The sequence below is a fragment of the Anaerotignum propionicum genome (assembly GCF_024461735.1).
Taxonomy (GTDB): domain Bacteria; phylum Bacillota; class Clostridia; order Lachnospirales; family Anaerotignaceae; genus Chakrabartyella.
Map to the genome: position 1 here is coordinate 1 of NZ_JANGAD010000006.1, position 19224 is coordinate 19224.

Below are 19224 nucleotides of genomic sequence, written 5' to 3' on the forward strand. Positions count from 1 at the left end.
ACCAAAAACAATTCGATTGATAATAAAATGTCTTGTATTCAGTTTTGAAGGTGTAGAGATACATCTGAAAGGCAAAGAGGAAAAGCGAGAGCTTGCTCTAAGTCTTAAATATTTCTGGTGATGATGCGTTTAGGGGACACACCCGTTCCCATTCCGAACACGTCGGTTAAGACCTAAACGGTCGATGATACTTGGTGGGAAGCTGCCTGGGAAAGTAGATGGTTGCCAGATTTCAATTTTGAAAGAACTGCTGTGGCAGTTCTTTTTTTGTATTTATAACTTTTGTAATGAAAAACTACAAGGATAGGGAGATAAAAATATCAGAAATATTGAAAAGTAACTTTAATCACCTAAAATCTTACTATTCATCAAAACCAAGTCTTAAAACCCAGGGGTTTTTATGGTACAATAAAAATAAAACCCAAAGTTGAGGAGAGAAGTTTATGCAATATCGAATGAAGGCACATCCGTTATCTGAGGAACAAATAATCAAATTGCTGGGGCGCTCACAAACCGGGAGCTTAGCAACATTAAATCCTGATGGAACGCCATATGTGACACCCGTCCATTTTGTTTATTACAACAATAAAATTTATGCTCATGGACTTCCGAAAGGAAAGAAACTTGATAATATTACCCATGACAAGCGAGTGGGATTTTCTATTTATGAAATGGATAAATTATTGCTAGACCCCAATGAGAAACCCTGCGACACAAATACAAAATATGAGAGTATTATTCTTTCCGGAAATGCAATGCTTGTGGAGGACATACAGGTTAAAGAAGATATTCTGAAAAAAGTGGTGGAAAAATACACACCTCATTTAGCCGGCAAGGAACTTCCAGCTCCAATGGTTAAAGGTACTGCAGTAATACAAATCGATATAATGGAAATGACCGGAAAATACTATTCATAAAATTCAAATAGGTTTTGAGAAAAGTAAAATTTTAATCTCCCTCTCTTGACGGAATATTTTTTATTAATTACGGTAAACTATAACCGTTAGGAGGTGGTCTGCATGGATATGATTTTTGATGCGGTGTATTATGAGCCGAGGGCTCTTGATTATCAGCTGGGACAAATGTTAAAGCATAAATATGCAAATTTACCATGGATAGAGATAGAGAATCATAACCGTATAATGGAAATGACATCAGCCGAGAATCGAGATTTTCCAAAGTTAAAGAATCATTTAATAATTGGAATCAGAAAAACTCACCGGTATGTGCCCAATCATAAGGTTTCTGACGGGCTTGTTCCCTACACATCCTCTGGGTGCAGGGCTATGTGCTTATATTGCTATCTTGTATGTAGTTATAATAAATGTGCCTATCTACGACTTTTTGTTAACCGTGAGCAAATGTTGGACAGGCTTCTAAAAAAGGATGCAACAGCTACTGTGCCACAAACCTTTGAGATAGGCAGCAACAGTGATTTGTTGTTAGAAAACACAATAACGGATAATTTGCTTTATACCATTGAGCGTTTTGGGCGAGAGGGTCGGGGTAAATTGACATTTCCCTCGAAATTTGATATGGTTCAACCATTGCTAAGTCTTGATCACCGCCAAAAGACGATCTTTCGTATGAGTATGAATCCACAGGAAATCATAAAAAAAGTGGAGTTGGGCACTTCCTCTCTGCCGGCAAGGATTCGTGCACTGAATGATATGGCAGAGGCGGGATATCCTGTGGGTATGTTGATTGCCCCTGTGATACTTCTTCCCAATTGGAAGCAGTTATACGGCGAACTGATAGACCTTCTGGCAGATGAGCTGAGCCCAAAGGTGTTAAAAAATGGTTTTATAGAAATCATTTTAATGACTTACAGCTTCGTACAAAATGCCATAAATACGGATGCTTTCCCCAATGCTGTTCAGCTTTACGATCGGGAAATCATGACAGGACGTGGGAGAGGTAAATATTGTTATCGTAATGATATTCGAGGAGAGGCGGAATCCTTTTTACGTGAAAAGATTACACAAAGATTAGGAACTATGCCTATATTGTATATTTCATAAAATTTTTATGGTGATTTTAATTACCTCTTGTTTATAGCTGGTAATTAGTCACAAAACCCTAGAGGAATATTATAGAAAATGTTTTTTAGGATATAGAAAACTTGAATATATTTTACCATTGAATACACTGGATTGATTATTTAATTAAAACAAAGAGTCGTGCGTCTCCCTTAGACTTAAGGCTCTTTTTTTAATTATGCATTTTTAATTGAGAGTGTAAAAAGCGCTGGCTTGGCAAAACCGTTATGAAAGAGCCTAGGAAAAGACATTTTTCATGGCAAAATGCATTGTATTTTATTGGATATGGTGTATAATTTTTATAGTTGAACAATTATTTTGCAAGGAGGAATTATATGAAAATATCACTTCGAGATAAGTTTCCGGAAATAACAGTACAAACAACAAAAGGAACCATACACTTACCAAATGATTATCAAGGAAAGTGGTTTGTATTATTTAGTCATCCTGCAGATTTTACACCTGTTTGTACCACTGAATTTGTTGGATTCCAAAAAAGAAAAAAACAGTTTAATGATTTAGGCGTTGAATTGATTGGATTAAGTGTGGACAATTTAGAATCTCATGAAAAATGGGTTCAATGGATTAAAGATAATATTTATGTTCAGATAGAATTTCCTATTATTGATGACGAAAAAAGAACAGTATCTGAAACCCTTGGCTTAATTCATCCTAACGAAGACGATACAGCCGCAGTTAGAGCAGTCATTATTGTAGACCATAATGGTAAAGTAAGGACTATGCTTGAATATCCCAAAGAAATAGGAAGAAATATTGATGAGATATTAAGAACGGTGAAGGCATTAAAATTAGCATCTACAAAGAAGGTTTTTTCTCCTGCAAATTGGCCGCATAACGAAATCATTGGAGATAAGGTATTATTCCATAGAGGAGAAAAGGACGATCCAAAATTGGACAAGGAAAGAGGAATTTACAGTTTGTCTGATTGGTTTGTGTATAAGAATTTAGAAGAGTAAAAATGAACCCATTAAATACAGCGCATTTGATATAACTAAACATCCATTATTTTTCGATGTAAACAATGAATGTTTATAAAAAGCGCAAAGTTTTATATGGGTGTTGGCTCAGTGGCGTTCAATCAGATTTACTGATATGGTAATTTAAAAATGTACATACTTAAGGAGTATTCTCGATTGTGAATACTCCTTTTTTTAACTATTTTTTATACATCAGAAATGAGAGTTACCAAACAATCATCAAACTAATATAATCCACCATTTGATCTATAGAAATTTCCATGCCATTTTGTACCCACCACATAACCAAAGCAATGGCGGCGCCTGTATAATACTCAGACATAATGGGAATGGGAATAGCACTGGGAACACCTAAACGTGTTTCATCCATACGAAAACATCGAGTGAGATAGGTGCGAACGGTATTTTGTAGAAGATTTGCCATAAAATCATTTTTAATATGAGAAACACTCTGCACAAAAAACATTTTATTATTTTTTACATATTCAAACATTTGCCCTAAGACACGCCCGTAATATTCCTGTTCTGTTTCTCCCTCTCTAATATGTATTTCATTAAACTTACGTTGTTCTTCTGAAAATATAGTCTCCAATAATTGATATTTATCTTGAAAGTGCTTATAAAATGTAGTACGGTGTACCATTGCCTTTTTACAGATATCCGTCACGGAAATTTCTTCAAAGGGTTGTTTTAGAATCAGTTCATAAAGTGCTTCACTAAGAAGTTTATAGGTTCTTTGCATACGCAAATCAATGGTTTGTTCTTCCATATTGCTTTCTCCTTCTACAATTTTGGGAAAGTGTAGTTTAAGCTACACTTTGCAAAAGTTTGTTTCTTGCTTTTTCTTACAAAAAATAATATCATGCAATTCAATAAGTGTAAACAAAATACTTTGAACACACAGAGACAAATATCATAAAGGAGATATGCAATGATTCGGAGAATGAGAAAATCCATATGGGTGGCAGTACCCGTAGTATGTGCATTGCTGCTTACCGCCTGCAACGGCAGCAAGGAACCAGAACAAGAGGAGGGAAGAAGTGTTACTGTTGCAACCGTAGGCGAGACGGCTTATACAGACGCACTCAATCTGAGTGGAAATGTTGTTCCAATTGAAACCGCAAATCTTTCTTTTAAATTGGATGGAAAACTGAAGGATGTATATGTAAGGGAAGGTGATTCGGTAGAAATGGGGCAGAAGGTGGCTGAACTTTCCGTGGATGATTACTCGTTACAGGTTCGGGCTGCACAGGCACAAGTTCGGGCTGCTGATGCCCAGTATTCTACTGCAAAATTGCAGGCGAATACAGATGCTCCCTCGAAAATTGCCCAGGCAAAGGCACAGTTGGAGCTTACACAAAAAACTTATGACAGAGTAAAAAGTTTATGCGATGCCCAAGTGGTGTCTCAAAGTGATCTTGATGAAATATCGACTAAGCTGGCGGCAGATTCTGAGACATATCAGCAGGCATTAGAAGGGAAAAATATGGCTACTGCGCAGCTTGAGGCTGCGGCAGCACAAAAAGATCAGGCAATTGTGGCAGCAGATAAAGCCGTGAAGGATTTGACGGATACAACGCTGAATAGCCCTATGAGAGGTGTTATTTTAAAAAAGCTTATGAACGGAGGAGAGACGGCAGCTGCAGGATACCCAGTTGTGGTTATTGGACGTACAGATGAAGTTTACATAGAAGTTGGTGTTCCTGATGAACGGATTAATGAAATGAAGCAAGGACAGACCGCGGAAGTTTCGGTGTATGGCATAAAAACAGCATTCCAAGGCAGTGTATCTGAAATTGGAGCATTGGCAGATAGCAATACCCGTACATTTACTGTAAAAATCAAAGTCAAGAATTCTGAGGGCTTATTAAAACCGGGGATGATTGCTAATGTGACAATTCATAACGGTTCTCAAAAGGCAGTTTTGATTCCGTTAGACAGTGTGTTGCAAAGGGCTGATGGATCGGTGGTTTTTGTATACGATTCTATGAATAAGATGGTAAAGAGAAAACTGGTGACAACGGGAGAAATTTGTGGCAGTTCCATAGAAATTCTTTCAGGATTGGAATATGGAGAACAAATTGTCACAGAAGGTCAATTTTTATTATACGACGGCGATACTGTTCAGCTTGCAGAGGAGGTTAAGCCATGATTTCATGGAGTGTAAAGCATAAAAGCATACTTGCTCTGCTCACATGTTTATTTATGATACTTGGTATTTATGCCTTCATCGTAATGGAACGGCAGGAGAATCCCGAGGTGACAAGTCCCGTTGCCTCCGTCACCTGTATTTATCCGGGTGCAAGCCCTGAGGATATAGAAAAGCTGATAGTAAAACCTATGGAAGACAAAATAGATACCATAGCGGGTATCAAAAAGCTGGAGAGCTATTCTGTAGACTCAGCTGGGGTAATTCAAATTACACTGAAAGATATGAGCGACAATGAAATTAATAAAAAGTGGGATAAATTGCGGGAAAAAATTGATGAAATTAAGCCTGAGCTGCCTGCTGATGCAGAGGCTCCTGTAATAAAGACGGATTTTTCCAGTTCCTACGGACTTATTATTGGTCTTTCAGGAGAGGACAACACAAATCAGGAAATGGCTGATGTAGCAAAACAGCTGAAAAATGTGCTTTCTAAAGATACAGATGTGAAAGCCGTTGATATTATGGGGGATGAAAAACAGCAAATAGAAATTGCCCTTAATATGTCAAAGCTTCAACAGTATGGAATAGCTCCTGCTACAGTAGCAACTCAACTTACTGCCCGTAACATTAATATTCCCGGAGGAAACCTTGAGCTTTCAGGAATGAAGATTCCAATTCAGGTTTCTGGAGAATACCAATCAATGGAGGAAATTAAGAATACCATTGTTTCGGTTTCAACGGATGCAGGGACACCTGTTTATTTAAAGAATGTGGCCGAGGTATATCAGACGGCAGTAAAACCTGAAAGACAGGTCTATGTGAATGGAAAACAAGGTGTATTGATTGGTGTTAAGTATGCCGATGGCATTAATATATTAAATGTTGAAAAACGCCTTCAAGATAACATTCAGAAATTTGAAAAAACAAAACTGTATGCTGGAATGGAACTGACGGAGTTAAACAATCAGGCAAGCTTTGTAAAGAGTTCCATTGATATGTTTTCAGATAATCTTCTGGAAGGAGTTCTGTTGGTATTCGTAGTTGTTTTGATATCTATGGGATTGCGCTCAGCGGCTGTTGTATCGATTCCAATTCCTATTATTTGTATTCTAGTTTTTGGCTATATGTATCTTACTAGAATTCCCCTTCATCAGGTTGCAGTAGCATCACTGATGATTTCTCTAAGCTTAATGGTTGCCAATGGAATTGTAGCTAACGATAACATTCACGTTTATCTGGCTAAGGGCGAGTCGCTGACAAATGCCTGTATTAACGGTGTGAAGGAGGTAAGCATCCCAATACTAACCTCATCTTTGACAACGGTTGCATCCTTTCTTCCATTGGCAATGATGAACGGTGACGCAGGAAAATTTGTAAAAACTCTCCCGATACTGGTTAGTGTGGCACTGGCAGGCTCCTATCTGACTTCGTTGACACTTGTTCCGGCACTGGGACACTTGCTATATAAGCATTCTACTGATGATAATCCTGCAAAAACTAGGTTTTCTAAAATTGAAATTTTGAAACAGAAAATAATGGGGAAATTGCATTTGAAACCATTTTTTGAGAAGGGGAAGGCATTTTATGGACGGTTATTGAATTTTGCATTAAAAAAGCCAAGGGAGGTACTGTTGTTTTTTGTTGCTCTCCTTGTTGTTTCCTCTCTCATCATCCCTACATTATCTGTTCAGCTGTTCCCCCCTGTGGAGCGGGATCAGTATGTATTGAATGTAACAACCCAGGATGGAAGTACATTGGAAAAGACGTTGGCACAATGTAAGAAGGTTGCCGGGGTGCTTGAGAATGAAAAATCCGTACATTCCTTTTCAAGTACTGTTGGAGATGGCTTTATGAAATATTATGTAACGTTTGAGCCGGAACAACAAGCTACGAATAAGGCACAATTTCTCATTAATGGAACCCGATCGGAAGCTGCGGCTGTGGAAAAGAAAATTCTACAAGAGGTTCCGGGAATTACAACGACTCTGAAATATTTGGAAATCAGTCTGCCCTTAACCTATCCTATTCAAGTAAGAATATCCGGTGATGATGTTGAAAAACTACGGAGTCTTGCAGTTGAAATTGAAGATCGATGCCGTACTGTACCTGGTACTAGAAATGTGGAAGATAACTATGGAGATAACAGCTATCGCCTAAATGTTAATGTTAATGAAGAGAAGGCAAATCTGGTGGGTATCACAAACTATGATGTTGCCAGCACAGTAAGAATGGCTGTAAATGGACTGGAAATTGTGAAAATGAAACAGAAGGATTTGGAGAAAGACTCTCTGCCTGTGATTGCCAAAATATCAGATAAAGATAAAACAAGCCGTGAAATACTAAATACCATTTTCCTGACATCACAGGTTACGGGAAAGAATGTTCCTTTGGATCAGATTGCCAACATAGAAACCCAATCCTCCTTAAATCAAATTATTCGCAGAAACAGCCAGCGGACGATTACCATTGGCAGTTATGTGGAGGAAGGCTATAATACTGCGGCGGTGATGGAAAATGTGGAAAAGAGTATGGAAGGTTTACATCTTCCTGATGGTTATACCTTGGAATATGGTGGTGAAAGTGAAAACAGCAAAGATGCATTTTCTTCTATGACATTGCCCACAATTATAGCGGTTATTCTCATTTATATTATATTGGTATTCCAATTTGGTGATCTTTTGGAACCACTGATTATCATGGGCACCATTCCACTTTCCTTTATTGGGATTATCTGGGGACTAAAGCTAATGAACTATCCCATCGGCTTTATGGCGCTGCTTGGTGCAATCAGTCTAATGGGAGTTGTAGTAAATAATGGTATTGTCCTTTTGGATTATATCAAGGTGCTCCTTCCCCAGTCTAATCATTTTCAGGAGGCCATTATTCAGGCTTGTGAAACACGTATGCGCCCCATTATGATTGGAATGATCACAACGGTTTTCTCCCTTCTTCCCCTTATGATTTCAGGGGGGCCGTTGTGGGCACCAATGGCTACTTCAGTCATATTTGGAATGATGCTGTCTACAGTGCTAACGATGATTGTTATTCCTTGTGCCTATGCACTGATTGCCACTAAGCGAGCAAAACAAAAATAAAGGTTCCAAAAAACTGTGCGATTACATAAAAAGGCTTTGCTCATTTTGTTATGAACAAAGCCTTTTTTCATATACAAGAGGTTATATTTTAATTTGAAATAATAGAGTAGTGATGGAAAGGGCGCTATTGCCAAGAATTTAAAGTATGTTTAGAAGATGATAAAATTAAGAGGATGAGGTTGTGATTCAAAAAAGAGTTCTTTCGGAATTAATTCATTGGGAATAGGGGAAGATGCATTGAATTGTCTGCATGAAATGCCATATTAAAAGTGAGAGATAAATTGGGTTGGGGAAGATTGTTCTCCAACCCTGATTTTCTTCTGGGAAAATGAGATTTCTATTTCTATAATGGCTGCCTTATTCAGAGGTATAGCCATTACATTTTAATACATATGGATTAATTTGATGAAAATTTTTATAGTGCTGACAAAGCAATGCCGTTGCTTCTTCAATATTTCCCGTTCGGATTGCAGCCACAATGGGTTTATGATGGTGAATCTGCAAAAGACTATGGGCGATGTCTGTGTATTTTGAAATTTGAATTAGGTGAATCTGCTGATACAAGGCATGCTGTTGCCGAAATAAAAGGGAGTTATTAGATATTTTTGTGATTGCAAGATGAAAATCACAATCGGTCTGAATACGCCCATAGATATCGCCTTTGGCGGCAATTGCTTCGCAGATGTCTGCAAGTGCATTCAAGTGATCAAAGTCTGCGGCACTTCCATAGTATGCGGCTAGCTGTATACTCAGTATATCCAAAGAAAGGCGTACCACACCGATTTCCTGAACCTCTTCTTCACAAAAGGATTTCACCGATGCGCCACGATTTGCCTCAATGGTAACAAGACCTTCTGCTTCTAAATAGCGCAGGGCATCATGAACAGGGGTTCTGCTGATTGAAAGCTTTTTTGCAATTTGCAGCTCGGAAATGCGGGCACCGGGCAAAAGCTCCATGTGGAAAATCATATTTTTGATTTGTTCATAAGCAAACTCTTTTTGAGACTGCACCAACAACACCTGCTCTCTCTCCTGCATATCAGTTTATCTATCGATTTATAATTATAAATTATTATCTTATCAGTGTCAATGCAATCAAGGATAGGGTGTATTTAGGTTTATTGCATAAAGGACAAGAGGATAAATTGTTATCTTTGCCGAAAAAAATTTTCTCTATTGACGAAATGATTTATGAGAATATAATTGTATGTAACAGTTATTAATTGCATGCAATAATACATATTACATGCAATTAGTAAAATCCAAAGGAGGAACTGTCTATGGAAAAGGATTTCAAATTGATGGATGGAAACCAAGCAGCGGCGTACGTTTCTTATGCTTTTACAGAGGTGGCGGGGATTTATCCCATCACGCCATCCTCTTCTATGGCAGAGCATGTGGATGAATGGTCCGCAAATGGTAAAGAAAATTTGTTTGGTCAACCGGTACAGGTTGTGGAAATGCAGTCGGAAGGCGGCGCAGCGGGCACAGTACATGGTTCTTTGCAATCTGGAGCTTTAACAACGACTTATACTGCCTCTCAAGGGCTGCTCCTAATGATCCCCAATATGTATAAAATAGCAGGGGAAATGCTACCGGGGGTATTTCATGTTTCAGCCCGGACGGTTTCTACCCATGCTCTTTCCATTTTTGGGGACCATTCAGATGTAATGGGCGTACGGAGCACTGGGTTTGCTATGATTGCATCTTCTTCACCCCAAGAGGTTATGGATTTAGGCGCTGTATCTCATCTGGCAGCCATTCATTGCCGTATGCCGGTACTGCATTTTTTTGATGGTTTTAGAACTTCCCATGAAATTCAAAAAATAGAAGCATTGGATTATGAAATGCTACGTCCTTTGGTAGACTGGAAAGCAATTGAAGCTTTCCGAAAGAATTCCCTTAATCCGGAGCATCCCGCAACCAGAGGGACAACGGTAAATCCGGATATTTTTTTTCAATGCAGGGAGGCTTGCAATGACAAGATTATGGAAATACCCAAAGCTGTGGAGCACTATATGGAGGAAATAAAGAAGATAACAGGACGTGATTATCATCTTTTTGATTATTATGGCGCTCAAGATGCGGAAGCAGTTGTTGTATTAATGGGTTCTGTAGGGGAAACTGCTAAGGAGACGGTAGATTATCTACTTTCCCGTGGAGAAAAGGTGGGCGTTGTGGTTGTGCATTTGTATCGCCCATTCTCAGCAGAGCATTTTTTGGCGGCAGTGCCTAAGACAGTCAGGCGTATGGCTGTTTTAGATCGCACCAAGGAACCCGGTGCCACAGGAGAGCCATTGTATCAGGATATCTGTGTGGTTTATCAGCAAAAGGGCATTCCCATGGAAATTGTTGGTGGGCGTTATGGACTCAGTTCTAAAGATACCACCCCAGCGCAGATATTTGCAGTATTTGAAAATTTAAAACAAAAGGTACCAAAAAACAATTTTACTATTGGCATTGAAGATGATGTAACCTATACCTCTTTACCTATTGGAAAAGAAATTGAGGTTGCTTCAAAAGAACAGACCAATGTGAAAATCTGGGGTTTGGGTTCCGATGGTACCGTGGGTGCAAACAAAAATTCTATTAAAATCATTGGAAATGCAACGGATTTGTATTGCCAAGCATATTTCGTATATGACTCTAAAAAGTCAGGGGGGCTGACCCAGTCACATCTACGTTTTGGAAAAAAGCCTATTCGATCCCCTTATTTAGTGAACAATGCAGATTTTGTGGCATGCCACACGCCTTCTTATGTAAATAAATATGACATGATAAAGGATTTAAAAGAAGGAGGGACTTTTCTGCTGAACTGCACTTGGGATGAGAAAGGTCTGGAGAAAAACCTCCCGGGAAAGATGAAGCGGACACTGGCAAAGAAGAAAGCAAGGTTTTACACCATCAATGCCATTGATATTGCTCAAAGACTGGGATTGGGAAGCAGAACCAACACTATTTTGCAGGCAGCCTTTTTTCAGTTAGCAAACATTATTCCCATGGAACAGGCAGTGAAAGAAATGAGAAATGCCATTTATCATACCTATTACATAAGAAAAGGGCAGGATGTGGTAGATCGTAATTATGCCTCAATTGAATATGGCATAACAGAACTGCGGGAAGTTGAAATCCCTAGTCATTGGCTGACGGAGCAGGACAGCATAACTATGGAAGAGGCAAACGATTTTATCCGTGAGGTAGCGGCGCCTATGAATCGTCAGGAAGGAGATGCAATTCCCGTTTCTTTGGTTAAGAAATACGGCTTAGAGGATGGCACTTGGCCTGGGGGCACAACCAAATATGAAAAACGGGGGATTGCTACAGCGGTTCCTGCTTGGAACATAGAGACCTGTGTGCAATGTAATCGCTGTTCCTTGGTTTGCCCCCATGGTGCAATCCGCCCATTCCTGTTGGATGAAGAAGAAAAACAGGCGGCACCTGTTGGATTCGAAACGAAACAGGCGGTGGGTGCAGGTCTGGATAAATATCAGTTCCGCATCCAAGTATCTCCTTACGACTGTACAGGTTGTGGCAGCTGCACCCATATTTGTCCGGCTAAAGAAAAGGCACTAGTAATGGAAAGCTTGGAAAGCCAGCTCAAGGAGTCGGAGAACTGGGTTTATGGAGTAGAAAAGGTGGAAGTCAAACGGGATGCTGTAAGTAATAAAAGCGTTAAGGCTTCTCAGTTTGCAAAGCCTTATTTCGAATTTTCGGGGGCATGTGCAGGTTGTGGGGAAACACCTTATATCAAGCTGGTTACACAGCTTTTTGGCGACCATATGTATATCACAAATGCTTCAGGTTGTTCTTCCGCCTATGGAGGCTCCACGCCATCTTCCCCTTATTGTAGGGACAAACGGGGTTTTGGTCCAACATGGGCGATGTCCTTGTTTGAGGATAATGCAGAATATGCTTATGGCTATCTGTTAGGGCAGAATGCGATAAAGCGCCAGCTTAAAGAAAAGATTGAGATTTTGTCTGCTAAGGAGAGTATTAGGGAGGCATGCAGACTGTATATGGAAAAAGGAGAGCAGGCGGCAGAATCCTCAAGGGTTAGCCAGTCTCTTTTAGCGGCCTTGGAAAAGGACGACAGCCATGAGGCAGTTTTTGTTCGTCAAAACAAAGAATATTTGTCAAGAAAAAGTGTATGGGCCTTTGGTGGTGACGGATGGGCTTATGACATTGGTTTTGGAGGTTTGGATCATGTTCTTGCTTCCGGTGAAGATATTAATATTTTAGTACTGGATACAGAGGTATATTCCAACACTGGCGGGCAGTCCTCTAAGGCAACGGCGGCAGGTGCCATTGCAAAGTTCTCCGCTGGGGGCAAAAGAACTAGAAAGAAGGATTTGGGCATGATGGCAATGAGTTATGGGTATGTTTACGTGGCCCAGGTTGCTATGGGGGCAGACCCGGAGCAAACTTTGCGAGCCATTCGTGAAGCAGAGGCATACCATGGACCTTCTATGGTGATTTGCTATTGCCCTTGCATTGAGCATGGCATGAAAACCAGCATGGGATTCAGTCAATTAGAAGAAAAAAAAGCAGTAGAAGCAGGGTATTGGCACTTGTATCGCTATCATCCGGAGCGGAAGGCAGAAGGGAAAAATCCTTTTGTTCTAGATTCAAAGGAGCCTACCGAAGATTTCAGGAGGTTTTTGCTGGGAGAAAACAGATTTGCATCCTTGGCATTATCTTTCCCTGAAAAAGCTGAAGCTTTGTATGCCAAAGCAGAACAGGATGCAAAGGAACGCTACGCACGTTATCGAGATTTATCACAACAGGAGCACTGAAATGTAAAGTAGGAGAAGATAAGGAGGAGCTAACATGGCATTAATGACAGGTAAAGAATACTTTGAAAGTTTACGGAATATGAAGACACGTGTATATTTACGGGGGGAAAAGGTTGAGAATTGGGTGGATCATCCTTTGATTAGCCCCTCCATCCGTTGTGCCGCTATGACCTATGCATTGGCACAGAATCCGGAATATGAGGATTTAATGACAGCTACCAGCAATCTAACAGGAAGAAGGATTAATCGTTTTACCCATCTGCATCAATCGCCAGAAGACTTAGTGAAAAAGGTCAAGATGCAACGGCTGTTGGGGCAGAAAACAGCAAGCTGCTTCCAACGTTGTGTAGGCATGGATGCTTTTAATGCGGTTTTTTCCACTACATATGAAATAGATGAGGCTTGCGGCACAAACTATCACGAAAACTTTAAAAAATTCTTGATTTATGTTCAAGAAAATGACCTTATGGTGGATGGTGCCATGACTGACCCAAAAGGAGACCGCAGTAAGGCGCCCCATGCCCAGGCTGATCCCGATATGTTTGTTCGTGTGGTGGAACGAAGGGAAAACGGCATTGTTGTGTGCGGAGCAAAGTGTCACCAAACGGGGGCAGTTAACAGCCATTGGCAGCTTATTATGCCAACTATGGCAATGGGGGAAGCAGACAGAGACTGGGCAGTATCCTTTGCTTGTCCCTCTGATGCAGAAGGTGTCTATATGGTATACGGACGGCAGAGCTGTGACACGAGGAAATTGGAAGGGTGCAGTATTGATGTGGGCAATGAGAGGTTTGGCGGTCAGGAGGCATTAGTGGTATTGGATCATGTTTTCATACCCAACGAATATATCTTCATGAATGGTGAATTTGCCTTTGCGGGCATGATGGTGGAAAGATTCGCTGGATATCATCGCCAGAGCTACGGAGGATGTAAGACGGGTGTGGGTGACGTAATCATCGGGGCTGCCGCTTTGGCAGCGGAGTATCATGGCGTGGAAAAAGCCAGCGCAGTCAAGGATAAGCTGATTGAGATGATACACTTGAATGAAACCATGTATTCCTGCGGGGTTGCATGTTCTTGTGAAGGCTGTGCCACAAAAGCAGGAAATTATCAGATAGACCTGCTTCTTGCAAATGTCTGCAAGCAGAACGTTACCCGCTTCCCTTATGAAATTGCTCGTCTAGCGGAGGATATTGCAGGCGGGCTTATGGTAACCATGCCATCCCAAGTTGATTTTGAATCTGAGCTTCAGGTTGGCAGTCAGGGAGAAACCATATCTGATATTTGCCGAAAATACTTTGCAGGAAAAGAGGGAATTCCAGCAGAAAATCGTCAGCGGGTGCTTCGCTTTTTAGAGAATATTTGCTTGGGTGCAGATGCAGTTGGTTATCGTACGGAGTCTTTGCATGGAGCAGGTTCGCCTCAAGCACAAAGAATTATGATTGCCCGTCAGGGAGATATTCAGGGGAAAAAGCAAATGGCGAAAAACATCACGGGCATTCAGAAATAAGCGTTATGTATAGCTCCTTAATTTTCTATGTAGTAGTGCACTGCACTTAGGAACAGAAAGGATGATATGGCATGTCTTTTGTTTCAGAGAAAAGTAAAAACCTTCCCCAGTCGATTATACGAGAAATGTTTGCAATGCAAGGGGGATTAGAGGACGTGGTGAGCTTTGCTTTGGGAGAACCAAATTTTGCGCCCCCAAAACACGTGGTTGATGCTGTTATGGCTTCTTTTCAGAGGGGAGAAACCCATTATACCCCTAATGCCGGTATCCCCGCATTGCGGGAAGCTGTGGCTGAAAGCTATCAAAACCGCGCTTTGCAGTATGATGCTGAAGAGATACTGATTGGCGCTGGTGCCATCAGTGTGCTTTGTTTGGCTTGTATGGCAATACTGGATATAGGGGACGAAGTTTTGCTCCCTGACCCCGGGTGGGCAAATTATAAAGGGCTTATATTACAGGTTGGGGCTGTTCCTGTTCCTGTGAAGATTTATGAAGAAAATGAATTTATGTATGATGTGGAGGATTTACGCAGGGCGATTACCTCTAAAACGAAAGTGATTCTGTTAAATTCTCCTTCCAATCCAACGGGTGCTGTAGCAAATGCAGAAAATCTGAAGCAAATTGCAGAGTTGGCCAAGGAAAATGATCTTTATATTTTGACAGATGAAATCTATCACGCTTTATTATGGGATGATGAACCCTATTGTAGTATTGCGGCTTTTCCGGGAATGAAAGAGCGAACAGTGATTGTGGATGGTTTCTCAAAAAAATATGCAATGACCGGCTTTCGATTGGGTTATGCTGCAGCACCAAAAGAAGTGATAGCAACAATGACAAAATTGTTGGAAAACGTGCTTTCTTCCGTGAATGAAGGGATGCAATGGGGCGGTGTCGCTGCTTTAAAGGGAAGTCAGGAAGAAGTGGAGCAGATGATTGTTCACTATAAAAGCAGAAGAGAATTAATGGTGAATGGGCTAAATGCCATTAAGAAAATCAGTTGTTTACCACCTAAAGGTGCTTTTTATGCATTTGCCAATATTACCAAAACAGGGCTTTCTGCCCGTGAATTTTCACTGCGTCTATTGCGTGAAAAACATACGGTGGTTGTACCTGGCATAGGTTTTGGTGAAGGGGGAGAAGGTTATATACGTCTTTCCTATGCAACAGATGAGGGTACAATTCGAGAAGGGTTGAAGCGCATTGAGGAATTTATAACGTCGCTGTAAAAATTCGGAAAGACTACATAGAAAGATGGTGAGAAACAAGCAGAGAGGAATGGCTCTCTGCTTTTAAATTTGGGTTTTTATTTTACAACCAGATAGCCCAGTCACCATAATCAAAGGTGCCACTTCCATGGTGCAGCTTTCCCTGTGTTTTTAGTTTCCGTAAAGCATCTCTCATACGAATAATAATTTCAGGCTGAATGTCCAGTGAATGATGTGCTGGAAATACCTTTTCAACGGAAAGGCCCGAGATGCTTTCCAAAGAACAAAGATATGCCTCAGGATCTGTGGAGGGATAGTAAGCAAACAAGGTGTCCTTATAGATTAAATCTCCTGTAAAGAGATAGCCTTTTGCTGCCTCATAAAAACACATATGACCAGGGGAATGCCCCGGGGTGTGGATTATCTCAATGGTTCTGCCACCCAAATCTATAACTTCATTACCTGATAACACTTTTGTGGGTTCGCCTTGGAAAAATTCATAAGTACCCACGTCATATCCTTCGGGTGGGTCGCATCGATCCAACACCATTTCCCGTATTGTTTCCATGGATAGCGGAAATTCGCCCCTCAGCCAGAGGAGTTCCTCCTCGTGAGCATAGAAATCCGGGAAATATTTGTGGCCACCAATATGATCCCAATGGATGTGTGTTGCAATTGCCGTTATAGGATTATCCGTCAACTGTTTTATCACATTATAAATATTGGAAATCCCAAGCCCTGTGTCAATGAGTAAACTGCGTTCTTCTCCATTTATTAGATAACAGTGTGTTTCCTCCCAGTGACGGTATTCACTAATTATGAATGTATGGTCATCAATTTTATCTATTGTAAACCAGTTTTCCATCATTTTTACCCTTCTTTCTTTTTTTTAAATGATACCGGTTAAATCACTAGTTAACCAGATTATTCCATAAGTATACTATTAAATAATCTAAAAAGAAAGGGAATGTATCATGAATCTGCTTTTTATCCATGTTAAAATGCCTCACAGCAGATCGGCAAATGTTCCTGTTGAAAGGCGTCCTACTGGCTCTGGAGTTGATTTAAATTTATATTTTTTCAAAAAAATTTAAAGTTTAAAAAATAATTGATTTTGGATTATTTTTACTGTTCTGAAGGCCAGGAAAGATGATGTAGTTTCTATTGACAGATGATATGGTGTATATTATCATATTATAAGATAAAAGTGCTATCAATAAATACAAAACGAGGTGCAAAATGATTAAACTCAAAGGGGTACGAATTGGTGACTTAGAAATAAAAGTACCTATTATACAAGGTGGAATGGGTATTGGAATTAGCCTTTGGCGTTTAGCGGGAGCGGTTGCTGCGCAAGGTGGGGTAGGTGTCATTTCAGCGGCACAGCCCGGTTTTTTGAAAGAAAACTTTGGAAAAGAACCTTTGAAAGCGAATCTGGAGGCTTTAGCAGAAAATATAAAAAAGGCCAAAGAAGTAAGTAACGGCGGCGTTATTGGCGTAAATATTATGCGTGTATGCAAAAATTATGATCAATATGTGCAATGTTGTGTTGAAAGCGGTGCCGATGTTATAATTTCCGGTGCGGGGCTGCCATTGGAGCTCCCCGAATTACTTAAGGACACAAAGGTTAAATATGCGCCCATTGTTTCCTCTTTAAGAGCAGTTCAATTAATGTTTAAAAGATGGGACAAGAAATTTGGTCGGGTGTCTGATTTTGTGGTTATTGAGGGGCCAAAAGCCGGAGGTCATTTAGGTTTTACGCCAGAAGAGGCAGAAAATCTAACCAATGAAGAGTATGACCAAGAAGTTGTTAAGATCGTTGAATACGTGAATAGTTTCCAGGAAAAATATGGAAATATTCCAGTTTTTTTTGCTGGTGGTGTATATGACAGGGCAGACATTGACCATTATATTAGTTTAGGCTGCAGTGGGGTACAAATGGCAACTCGATTTGTGGCGACGGAAGAATGTGATGCCGCTGATGCCTATAAAGAAGCGTATATTCATGCCAAAAAAGAAGATGTCATGATTGTGAAAAGTCCCGTTGGTTTACCGGGCAGAGCAATTCGCAATACCTTTACCAAGGAAAGAGAAACAGGACGTAAGCCTGTAGATAAATGCTTCAACTGTATTGAGAACTGTAATCCCGCAACAACCCATTACTGCATATCTCGTGCGCTTATGGATGCCGCATTAGGAGAAAAAGAGGATTCTCTTCTTTTCTGTGGTGAAAATGTATGGCGGGTAGATAAGATTACAACTGTGAAAGAAATTTTCGACGAATTAAATGGAGACTCTTGAGTTCTCATGGGGAAATACTGCACATCTATGGGATTCTTTATAATCAGATATAGAATTAATGAAATTACCAAACCATAAAAAGAAGCACTGTTCTTATTTTTAGAACAGTGCTTCTTTTGTATGCATCTAGATTTTCATTATTAATATATTAGATTTTCAAAAGTTTTTCTAGGATGACGGCAACTTCAGCCCTTGTAATATTATTTTTTGGTAATAAATACCCATTTCCCGTACCAGAAATAATTTCTGTTTACATTTTAGAATTATACATGCTTATCATAATGAATAAAGAACCAATGTTTAGCTGCAGCAATATCATTTTTTTCAATACTTTCTAAAATCATAGAATGCTCAAAGATGTTTCTTTGATGCTCCTCTGCATTTCTTTGATTAATGTGCAAAGCCATTAAAAAGAAAATATCCTCCATTTGTTCGTAAATTGAAAGCAAATAGGTGTTTTGTGTAGCATAAACAATGCTTTTGTCAAAGGCAAGGGCATATTTGATGGAAGTTTGCATATCCGAATGATCTTCAATATCTTTTTGTGCTTGCAGAAGCTGTCTCATTTTTTCAATAGCAACATCTATTTTATTTTGCGACAAGCACAGTTCATATGCACCGTAAACAACGGTAAATAAAGAAAAGCAAATTTCACGAAAAGCAGTGGGGGAGAAAGAAATAATGCGTGAGCCTACATTTGGAACATATTCCACCAAGCCTTGCTTTTCCAGCATGGTGAGGGCTTCACGTATGGGGGAATTGCTCACATTTAATTCGGCAGCTAGGGTATCAATATTTATTTTTTCTCCTAATTGGTAGGTCTGATTCAGAATCATTTCTTTGATTATTTCGTATACCTGGTCTTTCATTGTTGATTTTTGTATTTTTATTGAAGGCATTATTTAAAATAGCCTCCTTTCTTAGGCTTAAGCTTATGTTGTAACTGAAATTATGTCATATTTTCTGGGAAAAATCAATCAATAAATGAGTATATCTATAATCAAATGTATTTTAAAAGAACCAAAAAATTAAATGTAAAAGCAATTTTTGCAAATATATGTTGACAAAAATAGTATAATATGTTAAAAATTTTATATAAATCGTGCATGATGCATAATGCATCATGCATAATAT

General features: G+C 39.8%; 14 protein-coding genes and 1 rRNA gene. 10 read left to right on the forward strand and 5 right to left on the reverse strand.

From position 1 onward, the window contains the following. Nucleotides 1-113: 113 nt before the first annotated feature. The 4 genes from rrf to NE558_RS09030 all read left to right on the forward strand — a co-directional run bounded on the left by rrf (nucleotide 114) and on the right by NE558_RS09030 (nucleotide 3016). A 5S ribosomal RNA gene (rrf, locus tag NE558_RS09015) occupies nucleotides 114-231 on the forward strand. 212 nt (nucleotides 232-443) lie between these two features. Further along, nucleotides 444-917, forward strand: a complete 474-nt coding sequence (locus NE558_RS09020) for a pyridoxamine 5'-phosphate oxidase family protein (RefSeq protein ID WP_256149700.1) — start codon at nucleotides 444-446, stop codon at nucleotides 915-917. A gap of 108 nt (nucleotides 918-1025) precedes the next feature. After that, complete coding sequence (locus NE558_RS09025) at nucleotides 1026-2021, forward strand: SPL family radical SAM protein (RefSeq protein ID WP_256149883.1); 996 nt, start codon at nucleotides 1026-1028, stop codon at nucleotides 2019-2021. A 353-nt stretch (nucleotides 2022-2374) separates the two neighbouring features. Further along, nucleotides 2375-3016 (forward strand): peroxiredoxin, encoded by a 642-nt coding sequence (locus NE558_RS09030; RefSeq protein ID WP_256149701.1) that lies wholly within the window; start codon nucleotides 2375-2377, stop codon nucleotides 3014-3016. 226 nt (nucleotides 3017-3242) lie between these two features. Here NE558_RS09030 and NE558_RS09035 read toward each other — a convergent pair whose 3' ends face one another. Continuing rightward, on the reverse strand, nucleotides 3243-3806 hold the full coding sequence (locus NE558_RS09035) for a TetR/AcrR family transcriptional regulator C-terminal domain-containing protein (RefSeq protein ID WP_256149702.1): 564 nt from the start codon (nucleotides 3804-3806) through the stop codon (nucleotides 3243-3245). Nucleotides 3807-3968: 162 nt separating this feature from the next. Between NE558_RS09035 and NE558_RS09040 the strand changes: the two genes are divergently transcribed. Both NE558_RS09040 and NE558_RS09045 read left to right on the forward strand, forming a co-directional pair. After that, a complete protein-coding gene (locus tag NE558_RS09040; RefSeq protein ID WP_256149703.1) occupies nucleotides 3969-5189 on the forward strand; it encodes an efflux RND transporter periplasmic adaptor subunit in 1221 nt (406 codons plus the stop codon). Continuing rightward, the gene (locus NE558_RS09045) at nucleotides 5186-8281 is read left to right on the forward strand and encodes an efflux RND transporter permease subunit (protein WP_256149704.1); all 3096 of its coding nucleotides are present in this window, start codon (nucleotides 5186-5188) and stop codon (nucleotides 8279-8281) included. Before NE558_RS09040 ends, NE558_RS09045 begins: the two co-directional genes overlap by 4 nt. 357 nt (nucleotides 8282-8638) lie before the next feature. Here the strand turns inward: NE558_RS09045 and NE558_RS09050 are convergent, their stop codons facing one another. Next, a complete protein-coding gene (locus NE558_RS09050; RefSeq protein ID WP_256149705.1) occupies nucleotides 8639-9319 on the reverse strand; it encodes a GntR family transcriptional regulator in 681 nt (226 codons plus the stop codon). 242 nt (nucleotides 9320-9561) lie between these two features. Between NE558_RS09050 and nifJ the strand changes: the two genes are divergently transcribed. The 3 genes from nifJ (at nucleotide 9562) to NE558_RS09065 (ending at nucleotide 15810) form a co-directional block, all read left to right on the forward strand. Further along, entirely contained in the window at nucleotides 9562-13074 is a 3513-nt protein-coding gene (gene nifJ / locus NE558_RS09055) for a pyruvate:ferredoxin (flavodoxin) oxidoreductase (RefSeq protein WP_256149706.1), read from the forward strand. Nucleotides 13075-13108: 34 nt separating this feature from the next. Then, nucleotides 13109-14584, forward strand: coding sequence for a 4-hydroxyphenylacetate 3-hydroxylase family protein (locus NE558_RS09060; RefSeq protein ID WP_256149707.1), 1476 nt, complete (start codon nucleotides 13109-13111; stop codon nucleotides 14582-14584). Between the two features lie 71 nt (nucleotides 14585-14655). After that, nucleotides 14656-15810 carry a pyridoxal phosphate-dependent aminotransferase gene (locus NE558_RS09065; RefSeq protein WP_256149709.1) on the forward strand — a complete coding sequence of 385 codons (1155 nt, stop codon included), beginning with the start codon at nucleotides 14656-14658 and terminating at the stop codon, nucleotides 15808-15810. A gap of 82 nt (nucleotides 15811-15892) precedes the next feature. Here NE558_RS09065 and NE558_RS09070 read toward each other — a convergent pair whose 3' ends face one another. Beyond that, nucleotides 15893-16654, reverse strand: a complete 762-nt coding sequence (locus tag NE558_RS09070; protein WP_256149884.1) for an MBL fold metallo-hydrolase — start codon at nucleotides 16652-16654, stop codon at nucleotides 15893-15895. A 374-nt stretch (nucleotides 16655-17028) separates the two neighbouring features. Here NE558_RS09070 and NE558_RS09075 point away from each other — a divergent pair, with 374 nt between their 5' ends. After that, a complete protein-coding gene (locus NE558_RS09075) occupies nucleotides 17029-18090 on the forward strand; it encodes an NAD(P)H-dependent flavin oxidoreductase (RefSeq protein WP_256149710.1) in 1062 nt (353 codons plus the stop codon). Between the two features lie 148 nt (nucleotides 18091-18238). On the opposite strand, the gene NE558_RS14770 is transcribed toward NE558_RS09075, so the two are convergent. Both NE558_RS14770 and NE558_RS09080 read right to left on the reverse strand, forming a co-directional pair. Next, nucleotides 18239-18334 carry an S-layer homology domain-containing protein gene (locus tag NE558_RS14770; protein WP_420314593.1) on the reverse strand — a complete coding sequence of 32 codons (96 nt, stop codon included), beginning with the start codon at nucleotides 18332-18334 and terminating at the stop codon, nucleotides 18239-18241. 19 nt (nucleotides 18335-18353) lie between these two features. Further along, nucleotides 18354-18989: a GntR family transcriptional regulator gene (locus NE558_RS09080; protein WP_256149711.1), complete on the reverse strand. Its 636-nt coding sequence runs from the start codon at nucleotides 18987-18989 to the stop codon at nucleotides 18354-18356. Nucleotides 18990-19224 lie beyond the last annotated feature (235 nt).